This window comes from Acinetobacter chinensis (assembly GCF_002165375.2).
GTDB lineage: Bacteria > Pseudomonadota > Gammaproteobacteria > Pseudomonadales > Moraxellaceae > Acinetobacter > Acinetobacter chinensis.
Genome location: NZ_CP032134.1, coordinates 249,609 through 268,537 on the forward strand (window position 1 = coordinate 249,609; position 18,929 = coordinate 268,537).

General features: G+C 46.4%; 16 protein-coding genes. 7 read left to right on the plus strand and 9 right to left on the minus strand.

Features of this window, described 5'->3' with window-relative positions; translation table 11 throughout:
• Positions 1–37: 37 nt before the first annotated feature.
• Together CDG60_RS01980 and CDG60_RS01985 are read right to left on the minus strand one after the other, a co-directional pair.
• Positions 38–445 (minus strand): DNA polymerase III subunit chi, encoded by a 408-nt coding sequence (locus tag CDG60_RS01980; protein ID WP_087513567.1) that lies wholly within the window; start codon positions 443–445, stop codon positions 38–40.
• Positions 438–1,886 (minus strand): leucyl aminopeptidase, encoded by a 1,449-nt coding sequence (locus CDG60_RS01985; RefSeq protein WP_087513568.1) that lies wholly within the window; start codon positions 1,884–1,886, stop codon positions 438–440. The genes CDG60_RS01980 and CDG60_RS01985 overlap by 8 nt, the downstream gene beginning before the upstream one ends.
• A gap of 160 nt (positions 1,887–2,046) precedes the next feature.
• Between CDG60_RS01985 and lptF the strand changes: the two genes are divergently transcribed.
• The 4 genes from lptF (at position 2,047) to CDG60_RS02005 (ending at position 7,073) form a co-directional block, all read left to right on the plus strand.
• Complete coding sequence (gene lptF, locus CDG60_RS01990) at positions 2,047–3,147, plus strand: LPS export ABC transporter permease LptF (protein WP_087513569.1); 1,101 nt, start codon at positions 2,047–2,049, stop codon at positions 3,145–3,147.
• 2 nt (positions 3,148–3,149) lie between these two features.
• Positions 3,150–4,220, plus strand: a complete 1,071-nt coding sequence (lptG, locus tag CDG60_RS01995) for an LPS export ABC transporter permease LptG (protein WP_087513570.1) — start codon at positions 3,150–3,152, stop codon at positions 4,218–4,220.
• Between the two features lie 114 nt (positions 4,221–4,334).
• Positions 4,335–5,882, plus strand: a complete 1,548-nt coding sequence (gene gpmI / locus CDG60_RS02000) for a 2,3-bisphosphoglycerate-independent phosphoglycerate mutase (protein ID WP_087513571.1) — start codon at positions 4,335–4,337, stop codon at positions 5,880–5,882.
• Between the two features lie 21 nt (positions 5,883–5,903).
• A complete protein-coding gene (locus tag CDG60_RS02005; protein ID WP_087513572.1) occupies positions 5,904–7,073 on the plus strand; it encodes a S41 family peptidase in 1,170 nt (389 codons plus the stop codon).
• A 9-nt stretch (positions 7,074–7,082) separates the two neighbouring features.
• Here the strand turns inward: CDG60_RS02005 and CDG60_RS02010 are convergent, their stop codons facing one another.
• The 3 genes from CDG60_RS02010 to gacA form a co-directional block, all read right to left on the minus strand.
• Positions 7,083–8,453: a sigma-54-dependent transcriptional regulator gene (locus CDG60_RS02010; RefSeq protein ID WP_406565304.1), complete on the minus strand. Its 1,371-nt coding sequence runs from the start codon at positions 8,451–8,453 to the stop codon at positions 7,083–7,085.
• 75 nt (positions 8,454–8,528) lie between these two features.
• Positions 8,529–10,100: a sensor histidine kinase gene (locus CDG60_RS02015; protein WP_087513574.1), complete on the minus strand. Its 1,572-nt coding sequence runs from the start codon at positions 10,098–10,100 to the stop codon at positions 8,529–8,531.
• Positions 10,101–10,124: 24 nt separating this feature from the next.
• Entirely contained in the window at positions 10,125–10,760 is a 636-nt protein-coding gene (gacA, locus tag CDG60_RS02020) for a response regulator transcription factor GacA (protein WP_087513575.1), read from the minus strand.
• A gap of 235 nt (positions 10,761–10,995) precedes the next feature.
• Between gacA and pbpG the strand changes: the two genes are divergently transcribed.
• Positions 10,996–12,060, plus strand: coding sequence for a D-alanyl-D-alanine endopeptidase PBP7/8 (gene pbpG / locus CDG60_RS02025; RefSeq protein ID WP_160116952.1), 1,065 nt, complete (start codon positions 10,996–10,998; stop codon positions 12,058–12,060).
• Between the two features lie 93 nt (positions 12,061–12,153).
• Here pbpG and thrC read toward each other — a convergent pair whose 3' ends face one another.
• The 4 genes from thrC to xerD form a co-directional block, all read right to left on the minus strand.
• Positions 12,154–13,293 carry a threonine synthase gene (gene thrC, locus CDG60_RS02030; RefSeq protein WP_087513577.1) on the minus strand — a complete coding sequence of 380 codons (1,140 nt, stop codon included), beginning with the start codon at positions 13,291–13,293 and terminating at the stop codon, positions 12,154–12,156.
• A 61-nt stretch (positions 13,294–13,354) separates the two neighbouring features.
• Positions 13,355–14,659, minus strand: coding sequence for a homoserine dehydrogenase (locus tag CDG60_RS02035; protein ID WP_087513578.1), 1,305 nt, complete (start codon positions 14,657–14,659; stop codon positions 13,355–13,357).
• A gap of 125 nt (positions 14,660–14,784) precedes the next feature.
• Positions 14,785–15,600 carry a DsbC family protein gene (locus tag CDG60_RS02040; protein WP_087513579.1) on the minus strand — a complete coding sequence of 272 codons (816 nt, stop codon included), beginning with the start codon at positions 15,598–15,600 and terminating at the stop codon, positions 14,785–14,787.
• Between the two features lie 105 nt (positions 15,601–15,705).
• Positions 15,706–16,623, minus strand: coding sequence for a site-specific tyrosine recombinase XerD (gene xerD / locus CDG60_RS02045; protein WP_087513580.1), 918 nt, complete (start codon positions 16,621–16,623; stop codon positions 15,706–15,708).
• Between the two features lie 173 nt (positions 16,624–16,796).
• On the opposite strand from xerD, the gene CDG60_RS02050 reads away from it, so the two are divergent.
• Both CDG60_RS02050 and feoB read left to right on the plus strand, forming a co-directional pair.
• Complete coding sequence (locus CDG60_RS02050) at positions 16,797–17,066, plus strand: FeoA family protein (RefSeq protein ID WP_087513581.1); 270 nt, start codon at positions 16,797–16,799, stop codon at positions 17,064–17,066.
• Entirely contained in the window at positions 17,063–18,925 is a 1,863-nt protein-coding gene (gene feoB, locus CDG60_RS02055) for a ferrous iron transporter B (RefSeq protein WP_087513582.1), read from the plus strand. The genes CDG60_RS02050 and feoB overlap by 4 nt, the downstream gene beginning before the upstream one ends.
• Positions 18,926–18,929: the final 4 nt, after the last annotated feature.

Genomic DNA, 18,929 nt, shown 5'->3' on the forward strand with positions numbered 1-18,929 from the left:
TTCTCCTTATTCAGTCTGTTGTATTCTGATCTGATATTTAAAGTTTAAAGGTTTTCGGCTCTATACCAGAACGTCTGTATTGTTTGAACTTTTCACGACCTGCCTGTTTAGCCGGTTCATTATTTTCAATAATCTCGATAATGTGACTAAAACGGGCGTACTGTTCAAGTGCCTGATTGTTAAAATTAAACACAATCCAGTCGGTTTCTTCAGGCAATGATGCAGAAATACAGACCCTGGCATGTGGCTGATCAATCCCGTGCGGAATAAAACTTTCAGTATCAAAACTCCACAGCAGATCATCCAACTGCTGCTGGAGTTCCTGTGTGGGGCAGTGTAACCAGATCCGCTGAGATTTCCGCAGAATTTTCCGACATAAACGGCAAGTGCTTTCCACTTGCCGTTCATTGCTTTTTTCAAACAGATAAAAGCTGACTTTAGCCATTGGACTGAACACGGTCAGACAGGAACTGCATTAACAGTGGAACGGGACGACCAGTTGCACCTTTGTTGCTGCCGGAATTCCAGGCAGTCCCTGCAATATCAAGGTGTGCCCAGCGGTATTCACGGGTAAAGCGCTGCAGGAAACAGGCGGCTGTAACAGCACCGGCTTTTGGTCCACCAATATTGGCAATGTCTGCAAAAGGTGAGTCCAGCTGTTCCTGGTAGTCTTCCAGAACCGGCATGCGCCATACGCGGTCAAAAGACTTCTGTCCAGCCTGAGTCAGTTCAGCTGCAAGTTCATCATCCGGTGTAAACAGTCCTGACACGACAGAACCCAGAGCCACCACACATGCACCGGTCAATGTCGCAATATCAATCACCAGGGCAGGGTTGAAGCGTTTGATGTAAGTCAGTGTGTCACACAGAACCAGACGGCCTTCAGCATCAGTATTTAAAATTTCCACCGTCTGTCCGCTCATGGTGCTGACAATGTCACCTGGACGCGTTGCATGACCTGATGGCATGTTTTCAGCAGCGGCAATCGCACCCACCACATGAATCGGCAGATTTGCTTCGCAAAGTGCGCGCATGGTGCCCAGTATGGAAGCTGCACCGCACATATCAAATTTCATTTCATCCATGCCAGCGCCCGGTTTCAGTGAAATACCGCCCGTATCAAAAGTCACGCCTTTACCGACCAGTACAACAGGTGGCTGTTCAGCATTTGCTTTATATTCCAGTGTGATGATACGACCAGGGCGGTCAGAACCCTTGCTGACAGCAAGGAAGGCATTCATGCCCAGGTCTGCCATCTGCTGCTCATCCAGTACAGTGACGGTGATCAGATCTGGATATTCTTCTGCAAGCTGCACAGCCTGGTCTGCCAGGTATTCAGGGAAGCAGATGTTACCAGGACGGTTGCCCAGGTCACGTGCCTGGTTCTGTCCAGACTGAATCGCCTGAATCAGGGTCAGTTGCTCAGCGGTCAAAGGAGTGGCTGTTGCAATCAGATTGATCTGCTGCAGTGCAAATTCATTTTTTTTGGATTTGTATTCATCAAATGCATAAGCTGCCTGAGTCAGACTCAGTACAAACAGATAGTGATGTTCAGCAGGCAGTGCATTCAGGTCAATACTGATCTGAGCATATTTTTTTTGTGTTGCTTTGATGATGGTCTGTGCAATTTTCGCCAGTCTTGCTGGTTGAAGTTCTGTAACTTTATCCAGACCCACAAGTGCTGCATTTGCTGCGCCGTTAATTTTTCCGATTAATGGTAAAATTTCGTTTAAGCCAGCTTTAAACTGAGTCGCTTCAATCAGAGAATTTAAATCATTGATTTTATATGAGGAAGAAACACCCTGAACCTGATCAGCATCTACAGGAATCAGTAAATACGGAGTGGATGCATTCTCCTGGAATGACGTATTAATAGTAAATTTCATCTGTTTTTATCCGCGCCTTTTAAAAATTTGCAAACCATTAAACCATTGAAACATTTCTATGAATAGGGTTTCAATGTGCATTGCAGCGATAGGTTTTATATTTTCAACATTCGGGTAAACTAATGCCAGTTTTATTCCCCTTATTTCTGGAAGAATTAATTTGATTATTCGGCGTTATCTGGTCAGGCAGGTTGTATCGACTTCCTTAGTTGTCATCGGTTTACTGATCCTGATCATGATGGGTGGACAGCTGATCAAGCAGTTTGGACGGGCTGCAATGGGGCGTATTGATCCTGGAATTCTGCTGGATATTATCGGATACCGACTGCCGGAATTTCTGACCCTGATTCTTCCATTAGGTTTCTTTATTGGTCTGATGCTGGTGTTCGGACGGCTGTATGTTGACCATGAAATGGCGGTGCTGAACAGCAGTGGGATTAGCCGTAACCGACTGGGGCGTTTATTGGTTCCCATGACAGTTGTTTTCATGGCGGTTCAGACCTGTCTGATGGTCTGGATTTCACCCTGGGGACTGCGTCAGTATGAAAAGCTGATCACAGATCAGGCGGTTCGTACCGGTTTTGATCTGGTCAGACCCAAAGAATTTATTTCTTCAGGTCCACTGACCATTTATGCAGGCAGCCTGTCTGAAGACCAGAAAAACCTGAAGGATATTTTCTTTTACAGACGTGCTGTGGATGAAGGCAAGCCTGATGAGCTGATTCTTGCCAGGGAAGCGACCCGTATTGAAATGACTGGTGATACCGCCAGTGTGGTGGATTTGCGGGAAGGGCGACGCTATGAAATTGATCCAGACACGCTGAAATATACCCAGATGGAATTTCAGACCTGGAGACTGCGTCTGGAAAATGACGAAAAAGCAAAATTTGAAAGTGGTGAAGTGGAAGCTCTACCGATTAGTACACTGTTTAAAACCAGTGATGATCCTGTCGTTGCAGCTGAACTGGGGTGGCGGATATTTGTACCGTTTTCCATGCTTGTTGCATTACTGCTTGCGGTTGCTTTATCTGAAGTCAGTCCACGTCAGGGGCGTTATCTGAAACTGATTCCTGCACTGCTGATTTTTGCCAGCCTGATTGTTGCGCTGATGGCGATTAAGATCAGGATCAGTAAGGATGAAATCGGGATCTGGGCATATCCGGCAGTTCTGCTGTTTTATGGCATTGTTGCTGCGCTCTTTTCCAGAAAGCAGAAACTGGCACCTAAAATTAAGAAAACATTAAAACGAGTGGGGTCTTAACTATGCTTGCACGTCGAATTATTGCACGTCATGTGACCTCAACCACGGCACTGGCGATGCTGGGTGCTACCGCGATTCTGTCTGGATTACAGATTTTATTTACCTATCTGGGTGAGTTGGGTTCTTTAAAAGAGGGTTATGGTGCCTGGGAGGCACTGAAGTTTGTTCTGTGGGGCGCACCGGGTTATCTGTATGAGATTTTACCTATTGCGGCACTGATTGGTGCAGTGCTGGGGCTGGGGACGATGGCATCCAACAGTGAGCTGATTGTGATGCGTTCTGCCGGTGTCAGTCTGTGGCGTATTGTGGGCTGGGTCATCCGTTCTGCACTGATCCTGGTGGTGCTGTCATTTGCTTTAAGTGAATGGGTGATTCCTCATACCAGTGAACTTGCCAAAAGTGTAAAAAAACACCGCACAACTGCAGAACTGGGTGAAGTCCGTGGTTACTGGACCCGTGAAGGTCAGCGTTTTATCTATATTGATTATGCCAATGCCCAGGGGCAGCTGAATAATATCCAGGTGATTGATTTTGATAATAACTACAGATTAAGAGGGACGCTGAATGCTGAGCAAGGTGCTTTTGTTAAGGATGGCAGCTGGGAATTACAGAAAACCCGCCAGATGGATATTCTGAAAGAAGGCAATGCCGTGGCTCAGCATATGGAAAAAATGCCACTGTCACTCGCACTGCAACCGAAATACGTACATATGGTGACCCTTGATCCAGAAGATCTGTCGCCAAGTCAGCTGGTCAGTTTTATGCAGTATATGCATGAATACAGTCAGGTGCCGAAAACCTATCAGTTAGCCTTTTGGAAAAAAGTAGGCGGTCCTTTTGCACTGATTGCACTGGTGGTGATTGCCTGTTCATTTATTTTTGGACCATTACGTCAGCAATCCATGGGATTCAGACTGGTGATCGCACTGTTTATCGGACTGACTTTTTTCTATCTTCAGGATTTCCTGGGGTATGCAAGTCTGGTGTATGCACCGTCGCCTGCGTGGTTTGTGTTTATACCGATTGTACTGATGTTCATTGGTGGTGGTTATTTGCTGCATCGGGCCAGATAGTAACAGGCGAAATCTATCCTGCTGAAAGGCTTTAACCATCAGCAGAACATGGAGTCTTGACCGAAAATTCGGTAAGATATAAGACTAATTTGTAAACAGTAAAGAGTGAAAATAATGACGGATGCAACTGCTGGCAAAATCCCTCACGTTCTGGTGATTATGGATGGTGTGGGTCATCGTGAAGCGGTCGAGGATAATGCGTTTTTAGCGGCAAAAACGCCTAATCTGACCATGATGCAGGAAAAGCATCCGCATAGTCTGATTTCGGGTTCGGGTGAAGATGTGGGTCTGCCAGATGGGCAGATGGGGAACTCTGAAGTAGGTCACATGAACCTGGGCGCAGGTCGTGTGCTGTATCAGGATTTTACCCGTATTACCAAAGACATCCGTACCGGCGATTTTTTTGAGCATGAAGTTCTGGTTGATGCTGTGGAAAAAGCCAAAGCAGCAGGTGGAGCAGTGCATATCATGGGTTTGTTATCACAGGGTGGCGTACATTCGCATGAAGACCACATTGTCGCGATGTGTGAGCTTGCATTGAAGCGTGGTTCAACAGTGTATTTACATGCGTTCCTGGATGGTCGTGATACACCGCCACGCAGCGCACAGCCGTCACTTGAGAAACTGGATGCACTCTTTGCACAGTATCCGGGTCAGGGGCGCATTGCTACCATGATCGGTCGTTATTTTGCGATGGACCGTGATAACCGCTGGGATCGTGTTGAGCAGGCTTATCGTCTGCTGACTGAAGGTGAAGCTGTCCGTACAGCAGCAACTGCGGTGGAAGGTCTGGAACAGGCTTATGCTGCCAGTGAAAATGATGAATTTGTGAAAGCAACCCGTATCGGTGACATTGCCAGAGTTTCGGACGGTGACAGCATTGTCTTTATGAACTTCCGCGCTGACCGTGCCCGTGAAATCACCAGAGCTTTTGTAGAAAAAGACTTTGCAGGTTTTGAGCGTAAAGTTGTACCTGCGCTATCTAAATTTGTGATGCTGACCCGTTATCAGGCAACCATTGATGCGCCTGTAGCTTATATGCCTGAAGGGTTGAAAAACTCAATCGGTGAATATCTGTCAGGTCTGGGGAAAACTCAGTTACGTATTGCTGAAACTGAAAAATATGCCCATGTGACATTCTTCTTCAGTGGTGGTCGTGAAGATGAATATCCTGGTGAAAAACGTATCCTGATTCCATCTCCGAATGTCGCGACTTACGACCTGCAACCGGAAATGAGTGCGCCTGAAGTTACCGATAACCTTGTAAATGCCATCAATTCCGGTGAGTTTGATCTGCTGGTGGTGAACTATGCCAACGGTGATATGGTTGGGCATACCGGTGTCTTTGATGCTGCAGTGAAAGCTGTTGAAACAGTGGACAGCAGTCTCGGTCGCCTGTATGAAGCAGTGATGGCAAAAAAAGGACATATGCTGATCACAGCCGATCATGGTAATGTGGAGCAGATGCAGGATTATGTCAGCGGTCAGGTACACACTCAGCATACGACTGAACTGGTGCCGTTTATCTATGTTGGTCCAACCTCTGCAACAATTGCTGACGGTGGTGTACTGGCAGATGTCGCACCTACACTGCTCAGCCTGATGCAGATTCCTGTACCTGAAGAAATGAAAGGTCGTAATCTGATTACTTTAAAAAACTAAATCAATTAAAAAGGTGAATGAATGGTTCAGTACGGAAAATCAGTTGTTCTTTTAACAGCATTATTGATGTTTCTGAACCATTCCGCTTTTGCTGCTCCATCAGCAGCAGGCTCAGATTTTGATGAGGGCGAGACACGGACTTATGATGAAGTCCCTGTTGAGCCTATTCAGCAGTTTGTACAGATTTACGGCATTGTCAAAGAAAATTACGTCAATGAAAAAAGTGACGATGCCCTGTTTCAGCAGGCGATTAAAGGTCTGGTTGGTGGTCTGGACCGCTATTCCAGATATCTGTCCCCAGAAGATTATAAACAGCTGCTCCAGTATACCGAAGGCGATATTGCCTCTGTCGATTTTGAACTGGCGTATGACAGTTCCCTGCACCAGTGGGTGATCCAGGGGCTGAAGAAAGATGCCGATTCTTCAAGACAGGGACTGCGTAATGGTGTCAGTGTTTTCAAGGTCGATGACCATGAGTTAAGAAAACTCAACCATGATCAGGTCAATAACCTGCTGACAGGTTCTATTGGCTCAACCTTAAGTATTCAGCTGGCTCAGAACAGCATACCTATCAGCCTGGTCCGCAATAAAAAACTGGAAACAGATATCCAGTCGCAACTTCTGCATAATCAGGTTCTTGTGCTGCGGGTTAAAGTCTTCAAGCAGGAGACTGCCAATGAAATTAAAAACCTGATAGAAGCCCACAGTGGTTCAAAGTTAAAGGCCGTATTGCTTGATCTGCGCAATAATCCGGGTGGACTGTTGTCTTCCGCAGTGGAAACAGCCGATTTATTTCTGAATCAGGGCATTATTGTTTCTACAAAAAGCCGCGCAGAAGGTGATCAGCAGTTTCAGGCATTACCTGGATTTGAGTTTCAGAATTTAAAAGTCGGTATTCTGATTAATAACCGTTCGGCATCTGCCGCAGAAGTATTTACTGCGGCTCTAAAAGAGCATAAACGTGCCTGGGTGATTGGTGAGAAAAGCTATGGCAAAGGAGTGGTACAGAAGCTGTTCCCACTGAGTAATGGTGCTGCTTTACAGATGACGGTTTCGCATTATTACACCCCGAGTGGGCGTATGATTGAAGGAACAGGGATTTATCCTGATCAGCTCTATCCTCTGCAACAGGATGTCAAGGAAGATATTTACCTTAATCATGTTGCAGAGATGCTCGTAAACCGTAAATAAACTGAGAAATCAGTCTTCGTCGCTGTCCAGTCCAAATTTTTTCAGGCGGTAGCGCAAAGAACGGAAAGACATTCCCAGTTTTTTTGCTGCCAGTGTTCTGTTCCAGTGGGTCAGATTCAAAGCATTCATCAGAATTTCTTTTTCAACCTTTTCCAGGTGAAGTTCCAGACCTTCCTCGGGTAACTTCCGTGTGGAAGAAACGACAGGCTCACTGACTGTCTGAGGTGCTGTTTCTTCAGTTTCACTGCTGCTTTGCAGTGGTTTTACCGAGAACTGACGTAAAGGCGCACTCTGTAAATGCTGAAGATCAATCTGGCTGTCATCACTGAGCGTGATGGCACGTTCAATAATATTGCGAAGTTCACGGACGTTGCCCGGATAGTACTGTTCCAGCAGGAACTGGCGGGCTCTTTCTGTCAGAGGCTTGGTTTCAATATCCCATTCTTTACAGATTTTATGAATGAAGTGCTGCGCCAGCAGTAAAATATCGCTTCCACGTTCGCGCAGTGCAGGCAGTACCAGATCCATGACGTGAATACGGAAAAATAAATCCTGACGGAATCTGCCCTGCTGAACCAGTTCTTCCAGATCCTGGTGACTGGCACTGATCACCCGGAAATCGACATCAATTTCTGCTTCACTGCCAATAGGCCGTATCCGCTTTTCCTGAACAGCGCGTAACAGTTTGACCTGCATGCTTAAAGGCAGTTCAGCAATTTCATCGAGGAACAGGCTGCCGCCATGTGCAGACTGGATTAAGCCTTGTTTATCCTGGGTTGCACCGGTAAAACTGCCTTTCTTGTGGCCAAACAGTTCGCTTTCCATCAGGTCGCCAGGAATCGCACCGCAGTTGATCGCAATAAAAGGGCCTTCACAGCGGTTACTGAGCCGATGGATCAGATTGGCAACAACTTCTTTACCCGTACCGGATTCACCCGTAATAAACACAGGTGCCTGGGAGCGGGCAATTTTTTTCAGTGTTGTACGCAGATGCTGAATCGGCAGTGACTGACCAATCAGCATACGGTGTTCGAGCTGATCAGATTCAGGGACACTGCTTTTTTCAACAGGCTTGTTCAGTGCTTTTTCAAGTAACTGTTCCAGGTGCTTCTGATTGACAGGTTTACTGACAAAATCAAAGGCACCGGCTTTCAGTGCTGCGATCGCAATTTCCATATTTCCATAAGCAGTCAACACTGCCACTGGAAGCTGTGGGAAATGCTGCGAGATCAGATTGACGAGCTCCAGACCATTGCCATCAGGCAGATTCAGGTCTGTCAGACATGCATCATACTGATGTTCTGAAAGCAGTTGTCTCGCCTCTGAAAGGCGGTGTGCGATGTGTGTTTTAATCCCCATGCGTGCAAGGGTCATTTCCATGAGCACGCATAAATCTACTTCGTCATCCACCAACAAAACGAGTGGTTTTAAATCCACTGTAACACCCCGATAAAATTAATTTAAATAAACGCGTGGGCATTCAATCCTGAAACAAGCCCCTTGTTTTTGTTCTACATAGCTCAGCTTAGCCTGATTGGCTTCGCAGAAGCTGTGTGATAGATACAATCCTAAACCAGTTCCGGTAATTTCGGTACTGAAAAATGGTTGAAACAGGTAGGCAATATCCTGCAAGGCAACGCCAGAACCATAGTCACGGACGTCAATCTGAATGTTTTTGCCCTCAGCCTGTATGACCAGTTCAATACAGTTCTGATCGGGAGCATTATGCCGGATTGCATTGCGGATCAGGTTGATCAGTACCTGTCTGAGCTGTGATTCATCAAAGCAGACAGTCAGGTCGCTGCTTTGCAGATGACAGCGGATTTTCTGGGAGATGTCTGAAAGATCTTCTTTAATAAACTGAGGAATAAAGGTCGGAAGCTGAATTTCAGTCGGATGGGTTTCCCTGTTGCGCACCATACTGAGTGTATCACTGATAATTTTATCAATCCGTTGAGTCTGCCGGCTGATCATCTGGCTCAGACTTTGCTGCTGCTCTGCGTCACTGCCGGCAAACAGGACATTGGCCTGTGCAATAGCAGCAAGAGGGTTTCGGATTTCATGGGCAATACTGGCAGACAGCTGTCCCAGTGCAGCCAGTTTCAGCTGCTGAACCTGTTGATTGATACGCCGTGCATCCTGAAGCACCAGCAGTGTCAGCGTCTGGTGAGGCACAATCAGTTTCTGTACTTCAATATGCACCAGATAACTGCTGAACTGTGATTCAAACTGGAATTTTTCACCATTCTGTAACTGATCAAACTTCAGAATATCAAACAGGTCGGGCTGTAATTTATACAGTGGATAAATATTAAAGGCATACAGCGGAGAGATACCCAGCAGGGTGCAGGCAGCAGGATTACTCAGCACCACATGGCAGTTTTCATCCAGTACCAGATAACCCATCTCCACCTGTTCCAGGATGTAGCGGTTAATATTCTGTAAGCGGTCCAGTTCGATGGACTGGTGAAAATTCAGTGTTTCCAGAATCTGGAAGCGACGGACGGCTACCAGCCCACAGCCGTACACAACAAAAAACATAATGGCGAGCAGTACGCTGTTTCCAATATTGTTTAATGAGCTGAGGGCAAACAGGCTGCTGATAAAATGCTGATAAATGACACTGATCACGGCAATCAGTGTAATCACCAGCGCTTTTCTTGAATTCAGTAATAAAGAAGCTGCAAAAATAGTGATGACAAAGAGCAGGCTCAGATGCAGATTGGGGCCATTGGCAGCAAAGGTCAGCAGACTGAGGACTGCAACATCGACCACAAAAATCCAGGTCAGTTGCTGGGTAATATGAACAGGAATATTTTTCATCCCGATCAGTTGCAGGCAACCCATCAGGAAATAACCGATCAATGTATATAAGTAAAGCTGTGGATGCTGATAGTCTGATGCCAGCTGTACAGAGGTGATAATAAAAATCAGTAACATACAGCATGAAATAATCATACGGTATGCAGCGTACCACATGCCCAGATGATATTGATTCATTTCTGAAGTGAGTGAGTTCTGGATCATGTGGACGTTTCAGTAAAAGACAATTCAGGGTTTGATTAAGCCGTATCGGATGGCCAGGTGGGTCAGCTTAACATCACTGTCCAGGTTCAGTTTTTCAAAAATACGGTAACGGTAAGTATTGACCGTTTTTACGCTCACAAACAGTTTATCGGCAATTTCCTGCGCACTGATACAGTTGACCACCATCATCGCAACCTGCATTTCACGTTCTGAAAGTGCATCAAACGGAGACTGTTGGGTATCTGATAAATAAGAGCTGGCAAGCTGTTCAGCAATATCTGCGCTGAAGTATTTACCACCCTGCATCACTTTATTGATGGCACGTACCATTTCGGTTACGGGTGCACCTTTGGTGATATAACCTTTTGCACCTGCTTTCAGCAGCAACGAAGGATAAGGTTCTTCGGCAAGTCCACTGACAGCCAGCACCTTAGTGTCAGGAGCAGTCTGAAGCAGGCGGCGTGTGGTTTCCACACCACCAATACCTGGCATGTTGACATCAAGCAGGACAACATTCGGATGGTGCTGGCGGACTAAATTAATGGCTTGTTCTCCAGATTCGGCCTGACCAATCACCTGAATTTCACTATGGTCTTCCAGCATCCGGCAGATGCCTGTGCGGACCAGTTCATGATCATCCACCACTAATACTGTGATCACCTTATGCTCCCTCCTTCGTTCTTCTGCTCGCTAAAAAATCATCTTTTTTGTTACATATCGCAAAATAAGCTTGCAATGAAACGACAAAATTAGCAATGCTATTATTGATATTAAACGGAATAGTTATACAGTCGGGGTGATGCGAGTCAGCTCACCTTTCTGTATTCACTAAATGTAAGGCATATTAGAGGTATTACGCAAATGTAAACTGCCTCGCTGAGTTGAGTAAATTATTGTGAAAAAGTCCAGAAAATTTTTAACGCATGTACTGGGGATGTCCGTTCTTCTGAGTATCAGCACGGCTGGTATGGCAGAACTGGTGGTCAATCCTGGGCAGACTAATTCGGGGCAGGCAACACTCAGCTGGTCGTCAGAAGAGGCGAGTCAGTTACTGAATGGTGATGCTTCTGTAGCAAGTCTGAACAGCTCTGAGGAATTTTCACCTCAGGGTTCGACCAAAGTGACAACTTCTGTACGCAATGGCGGTGCTGTCAGTACTTCAGCGCCAAAGGCAGCTTATATTGCTGATACCTCAAGCTATTCCAGTCAGCCTTCGGTAAATGCCCGTGCAGCACTGGTCATGGATGCGCAGACCGGTGAGGTGCTGTACAGTAAAAATACCAATACGGCATTGCCAATTGCGTCCATTACCAAACTGATGACAGCGGTCGTGACTGCAGATGCAAGACTGAACATGTCTGAAGAAATTACTTTGCAGCAGATTGATTTCGCCGGTGCGGGTGGTAAGAACTCCAGTTCAACATTAAAAGCCGGAGATACCATGAACCGTGCTGAAATGCTGTTGGTGGCACTGATGAAATCTGAAAATCCGGCTGCTGCTGCACTTGCACGTACCTATCCAGGTGGACGTTCTGCATTTGTTGCTGCAATGAATGCCAAAGCGCGTCAGCTGGGTATGAATTCAACTCATTATGTTGAGTCGACTGGACTCGATGTACGTAATATTGCTTCGGCACGTGACCTGGGAATTCTGGTCAGTGCTTCTTCACAGTACGGTCTGATCCGTCAGTTCTCTACAACAGCACATTATGACTTCAACCTGGGTTATCGCGTTTTAAAATCGAACAATACCAATGCACTGGTACGTAACGGTGGCTGGAACATCAATATCTCCAAAACTGGATATATCAATGAAGCAGGACGCTGTGTGGTAATGCATACAACGGTTAATAACCGTCCGGCAGTTGTGGTTCTGCTTGGTGCAAGTTCTTCACAGGCTCGTACCAATGATGCGACAAACCTGATGAACTGGGTCAGTCAGTTACCAAAACGTATTTAATATTTATTGATGGTTCTGGTTCATGATTTACTCAGCGTTATAAACCAGATAAAAAAAGCCCTGCTTATGCAGGGCTTTTTTTATGATGATATTTTACATGTTTGACAGAATGGATGTTTTCACGTCATTCATTGTTGCATCAATAGTCAGCATAACCGCATCCTGGCACTGTTTAATTGCAGTATCAGGGTCTTTCAGACCATTACCTGTTACGGTACAGACAATCACAGAACCTTCTTTGATTTTGCCTGCTTTAATATCACGGATTGCACCACCGATAGATGCAGCAGAAGCAGGTTCTACAAAGACACCTTCGTACATGGAAAGCATGCGCTGTGCATCAAGGATTTCAGCATCCTGAAGTTCATCGAACCAGCCTTCAGAATCACGTACCACTGCTTTAGCATGGTTCCAGCTCTGTGGATTACCGATACGGATTGCAGTTGCAACAGTTTCAGGGTTTTCAACTGGAGCGCCACGCAGGAACGGTGCTGCGCCAGCAGCCTGATAACCAACCATAACAGGGCGGCCTTCAGGGTTTGGTCCTGTGAATTTATCAGTTTCAGCGTCGTAAACGACCTGTTCAAACTGATCTTTCGGTTGATTGGCAACAGCTTCGGTATAACCCATCCAGTGTGCAGTGATGTTACCGGCATTACCTACAGGCAGGCAGTGATAGTCAGGTGCACGACCTAAAGCTTCCACAATTTCGTAGGCAATCGTTTTCTGACCCTGCAGGCGGTAAGGGTTGATTGAGTTCACAATCGTCACAGGAGCCTGATCTGCAACTTCTTTTACCAGACGCATACCGTCATCGAAGTTACCACGGATCTGCATGGTGATCGCACCGTACATCAGTGCCTGAGCCATTTTACCCATGGCAATTTTGCCTTCAGGAATCAGAACGAATGCTTTGATACCTGCACGTGCAGCGTATGCAGCAGCAGCAGCAGAAGTGTTTCCTGTCGATGCGCAGATGATTGCTTTAGAACCCGCTTCAACAGCTTTGGTTACAGCCATGGTCATACCACGGTCTTTAAATGAACCAGTCGGGTTTAAGCCTTCGTACTTCACATAGATTTCAACATCTTTACCAATAATGCGTGGAATGTTCTCAAGCTTGATCAGTGGGGTATTTCCTTCGCCCAGGGAGATCGCGCGAGTAGTTGCAGACACTGGTAAACGGTCACGATAACGGTCAACTAAACCAGTATAACGATTGTCATTAGACATGATGATGTTCCAATTGTGTGTAGAGCCTGGTGAGGTGGACAGAAAATCCACCTCAACCCGATTAATTATCAAGCAATTCTAAACGAATTCGTACGATTTCGCCATGAATCACAGGTAAAGCCTGAATTTGAGCTAAAGCTTCATTCATTTTTGATTCCTGGACTGGATCGGTCAGAATCACAATCGGAATCAGATCTTTCAGACGCGGCTGCTGCATGATGGCATCAATACTGATACCTGCACGGCTTAAAATAGTCGTGACATCAGCGAGTACGCCTGTCTGGTCTTCGGCATTGATACGGATGTAATAACCCGTCGTCATCTCATCACTGCTTAGAATTGGCAGATCAGACAATGCTTCAAATGCCAGCTGAGGAATTGTTCCTGAACCATCTTCTGTGTAGATAATGTCACGGACAATATCCACGACATCCGCAACCACAGCAGAAGCAGTCGGACCTGCGCCCGCACCTGCGCCATAATAAAGCGTAGGACCAACAGCGTTTGCCTGAACCAGCACCGCATTTTTTACGCCGTTGACATTGGCAATCAGTTCTTCAGCAGGAATCAGTGTTGGGTGTACACGCAGTTCGATACCGCTTGCAGTACGACGTGCAATGCCCAGGTGTTTGATGTTGTAACCCAGTTCCTCAGCATATTTTACATCCTGAGCGGTGACTTTGGTGATACCTTCGGTATAAACCTTGTCGAACTGTAGTGGAATACCGAATGCACATGACGCCAGAATGGTCAGTTTGTGCGCAGCATCAATCCCTTCCACATCGAAAGTCGGATCAGCTTCTGCATAACCAAGTTCCTGAGCTTCTTTCAGTACATCTGCAAAAGCACGGCCTTTTTCACTCATTTCGGTCAGAATGAAGTTGCCGGTACCGTTGATGATGCCCGCAAGCCATTCAATTTTATTGGCAGCCAGACCTTCACGGATGACTTTGATGATAGGAATACCACCGGCAACCGCCGCTTCATAAGCAATCTGTACATGATGGTCATCGGCTGCCTTGAACAGTTCGTTACCATGTTCAGCGAGCAGGGCTTTGTTGGCAGTCACAACCTGTTTGCCATGTTTGATGGCTTCCATAATGACTTCATAAGCTGGGTGAATGCCACCCATCACTTCAACAACCACATCGACGTCAGGCTGACGGACAATTTCCATCAGGTCTGCACTTTGTTTAACGCTGTCAGGCAGATTTAAATCGGGGCGTGGACGACGTGTACCCACATGGGTAATTTCAATTTCACGACCGGTTCGACGTCTGATTTCAGCAGCATTTTCTTGTAGTAGTTTAAGGGCACCACCACCTACGGTACCAAGACCGAGGATTGCCAGACGAACTGGTTTCACGTCACACTCCATTTATTTCAGCAATTATAAGTGAATCTGAGATCATAGCTAAAAAAAAGCTCTGACTCCAGGGAAGAAATCAGAATCTCTTCACCTATAAAAAACAGTAAGTTAACTTATAAAAATTATTTATTTAAACGTTTGTCCAGTTCTTCAGGTGTCAGGTAACCACCTAAGTAAAGACCATCTGCCGTATAGATAGCAGGTGTGCCGTTTACACCAATATTCAGACCAAGCTGATACTGTTCACGAACCGGGTTTTTACATGTTGCCGGTGGCAGCTGTACACCTGCTATAGCCTGGTCGAAAGCAGCCTGACGGTCTGCACTGCACCATACACTTTCCATGGCAGGCATGAACTGTTCACCACGTGGCCATGCAATATAACGGACTTCAATACCTTTGGCGGTAATTTCACCCATATGTTCATGCAGTTTGTGGCAGTACGGACAGCTAGCATCGGTAAAGATATATACGACGTGTTTTGCTTTGCCTTTGGCTTTATAAGTCAGCAGATCTTCAGTTTTCAGCTGAGCAAACAGTTTTTTGTTGATTTCAGCCTGAAGACTTTCACTGACATTGTGCAGTTCTTTATCTCCAAGGCGGATAACATCACCCTGAATGATAAATTTACCGTCGGCAGTGGCATAAACCGGAGACATGCCTTCCAGTGTCACCCAGTACAGGCTGGGAACTTCAGTCGCTTTGACATCGAGTACTTTAGCGTTCACGCCAGCGGTTTTGAAATTCTGCTGTAATGTGCTGATCAGACGCTGACCTGCATTACGTTCCGTCAGTGTGGATGCTTCCCCAGTCGCAGGCGCACTTGCGGTTAAAGTATTCTGTTTTTTGTCTTCATTATTTGCGTTTGAGCATGCAGTCAGTGTCAGACCAGAAGCCAGTACGCATGCCATAAAAATCTTTGAGCGGGTAAATGCCATAAAGGACCCTTTTTCTTTTGCTTTATATCAAACAGGTGCACTAGCATATCAAAAAAAAGTTTCTGCCCCTAACACTTCATGGTTTTATATCCCTAAGTCGAGGAATCATGCCCGTGGATGGTGTTCAGCATGCAGTTGCTGCATACGGATCTGTGCAACATGAGTATAAATCTGTGTGGTGGACAGGTCACTGTGTCCCAGCAGCATCTGTACAACTCTGAGATCTGCTCCATGATTCAGTAAATGTGTTGCAAAAGCATGACGCAGGGTATGCGGTGATAAATCTGCCTGGATGCCTGCCTGTAAAGCATAACGTTTAATTGCGTACCAGAAGTTCTGACGGCTCATGATGCCGCCGTGCTGGGTCAGAAAAAGATAGTCAGTCGATGATTTATACAGCACAGGTCTGGCGGTGTTCAGATAATTTTCAATCCATTCACAGGCAACAGCGCCCAGGGGAACCAGGCGTTCTTTATTACCTTTACCTGTGATACGCAGATAACCCTGTTTCAGGTTAATCAGTTCAAGTCGAAGGTTGATCAGTTCAGTGACACGTAAGCCACAGGCATACAGCACTTCAAACATGGCACGGTCACGCAGTCCCAGTGCTGTCTCTGTGTCTGGTGCCTGAATCAGGGCTTCCACATCCTGCTCTGACAGATCTTTGGGTAAAGCACGTCCAAGTTTTGGTGTTTTATGTATTGCAACAGGGTTATCGGAGCGAAGCTTCTGCTCTCTGAGAAATTTATAAAAAGAACGCAGTGCTGAAAGTGTCCGTGCAATGGATCTTGGGCTTTTCCCCTGACGGGTCAGTTCAAGCAGAACATCCGAAATATGTTCACTGCTCCAGTCAGGCAGGCTGACAGTGGCGTACTGACTGCAATGAATCAGGTCTGACAGATAGGCATTTCGGGTATGCGGGCTGACCGTCTGAGCAACCAGCCAGTCCCGGAATCCCTGTAAAAAACTGAGCGGTTCAGGAATGTTGACCGGAGCTGGAACACGTGGCTTTTTATTCAGCATAAAAGTGAAATTTCCATTATTTCTTGTGCTTTTTTATCACTGTAAAGCAGAACAGCTGGATTGTCGATTTCAGTGTGGCTGAATGAGAATTATTATGAGGCTTATTTGGTAACTATTCTCATTTGTATGTATAATGGATCGTTAATAGACGAATTATTTCAGGGTCAGTTGCAGTGCGTTTGTCAGAATTGAAAGTGAAGCATGCTGCTGTTATTACTCGGGTCAATCGAATCGGGGACGAACAGTCAGATCAGCCAGATATGGTTGCGAGCCGCCTTGAAACGCTGGGTTTTGTCCCAGGTACAAAAGTACAGGTCATTACCAAAGGTATTTTTGGTGGCGATCCGATTTTAATTCAGGTGGGTTTTACCCGTTTTGCTTTACGTAAGGCAGAAGCAGAGAAAATTGAAATTAACCCACATGCTGAAGGAGTTCCTGCATGAGCGCAGCGTTAAGAATCGCTTTGGTAGGAAATCCGAACTGCGGTAAAACATCATTATTTAACCACTTGACCGGAACACGCCAGAAAGTTGCCAACTATGCGGGTGTTACGGTAGAGCGTAAGGTCGGAGCATTTACACTGCCTTCAGGCAAAGCTGTACGTGTTCTGGATTTGCCAGGGACTTACAGTCTGAATGCCACCAGTCCAGATGAAGCGATTACCCGTGATGTAGTACTGGGGAAAATTGCAGATGAACAGGAACAGGATGCTTTTCTGTGTGTGGTTGATGCGACCAACCTGAAACTGCACCTGGGATTGGTGCTGGAAGTGATTGCGCAGGGTAAACCAGTTCTGCTTGTACTGAACATGGTGGATGAAGCCCGTCGTCGCGGTATGCAGATCAATACTGAAAAACTGGCGCAGCGTCTGGGTATTCCTGTTGTAGAAACCGTTGCTGTACGTAATTCAGGTATCGAAAGCCTACTGGGTGCACTGGATCAGGAGAAATTCCGTAAACCGGATTCTTCACTGAGCGATGTCAGCCTGAATGGCGCCATTCATGAAAAAGTTGCACAGCTTTTAAAAGATGTTGTGGCTTATGTGGATGAAGAAGACAAGCGTACTGACTTCCTGGATAAGATTTTTTTACATCCGGTGCTGGGACTGATCAGCCTGGCTGTAATGATGTTCATTGTATTCCAGGCGGTGTTTGCCTGGGCTGAACCGGTCATGACCCTGATCGAAGATGCATTTGCATGGTTGGGTGAAACGGTCGGTCAGTTTATTGCCCAGCCTTTGCTGAACAGTCTGGTTGTGGATGGAATCATTGCAGGGGCGGGCGGTGTTGTGGTGTTCCTACCACAGATTCTGATCCTGTTCTTCTTTATTCTGGTGCTTGAGGAATCGGGTTATCTGCCACGGGCAGCTTTCCTGCTGGATAAACTGATGTTCAAGGCAGGTTTAAGTGGTCGTGCCTTTATTCCTTTACTGTCCAGCTTTGCCTGTGCAGTACCAGGCGTGATGGCGACCCGCAGTATCAGTGACCCGCGTGACCGTCTGGTAACCATTTTTGTGGCACCGCTGATGACCTGTTCTGCCCGTCTGCCTGTCTATGCGCTGCTGATCAGTGCATTCATTCCATCGCAGACGGTATGGGGACTGTTCAATCTGCAGGGGCTGGTGTTGTTTGCTCTGTATATGTCAGGCATTGTGAGTGCGCTGCTGGTGGCATTTGTACTGAAATTTTTCCAGAAGGACAAATCACAGTATGCTTTGTTGATGGAGTTACCAAGTTACCGTATTCCTGATATTCAGAGTGTGTGGATTGGTCTGCTGGATCGTGCCAGAATCTTCCTGAAACGTGTTGGTGGTATCATTTTCGCACTTTCAATTCTGCTGTGGTTCCTGTGTACATTCCCACAGCCACCAGAAGGTGGAACATTACCCGCAATTGATTATTCCTTTGCGGGGATGCTGGGGCATCTGATGCAGCCGATTTTTGCCCCGCTTGGGTTTAATTGGCAGATCTGTATTGCGCTTATTCCTGCAATGGCAGCGCGTGAGGTGCTGGTGGCATCACTGGGTGTGGTCTATGCACTGTCTGCAACGGATGAAGATGCAGTCACTCAGGGCTTATCTCAGTTGATCAGTCAGGGGGATCTCAGCTGGTCACTGGCGACCGGTCTGTCTCTGCTGGTCTGGTTTATTTATGCACCACACTGCCTGGCAACACTGGCGACTGTAAAACGTGAAACAGGTTCATGGAAAACAGTAGCGGGTATGACGGCATATCTGTTTGGTCTGGCATATCTGATGTCATTCCTGACCTATCAGATTGCAACGAACTATTTCGGTCTTTAAGCGA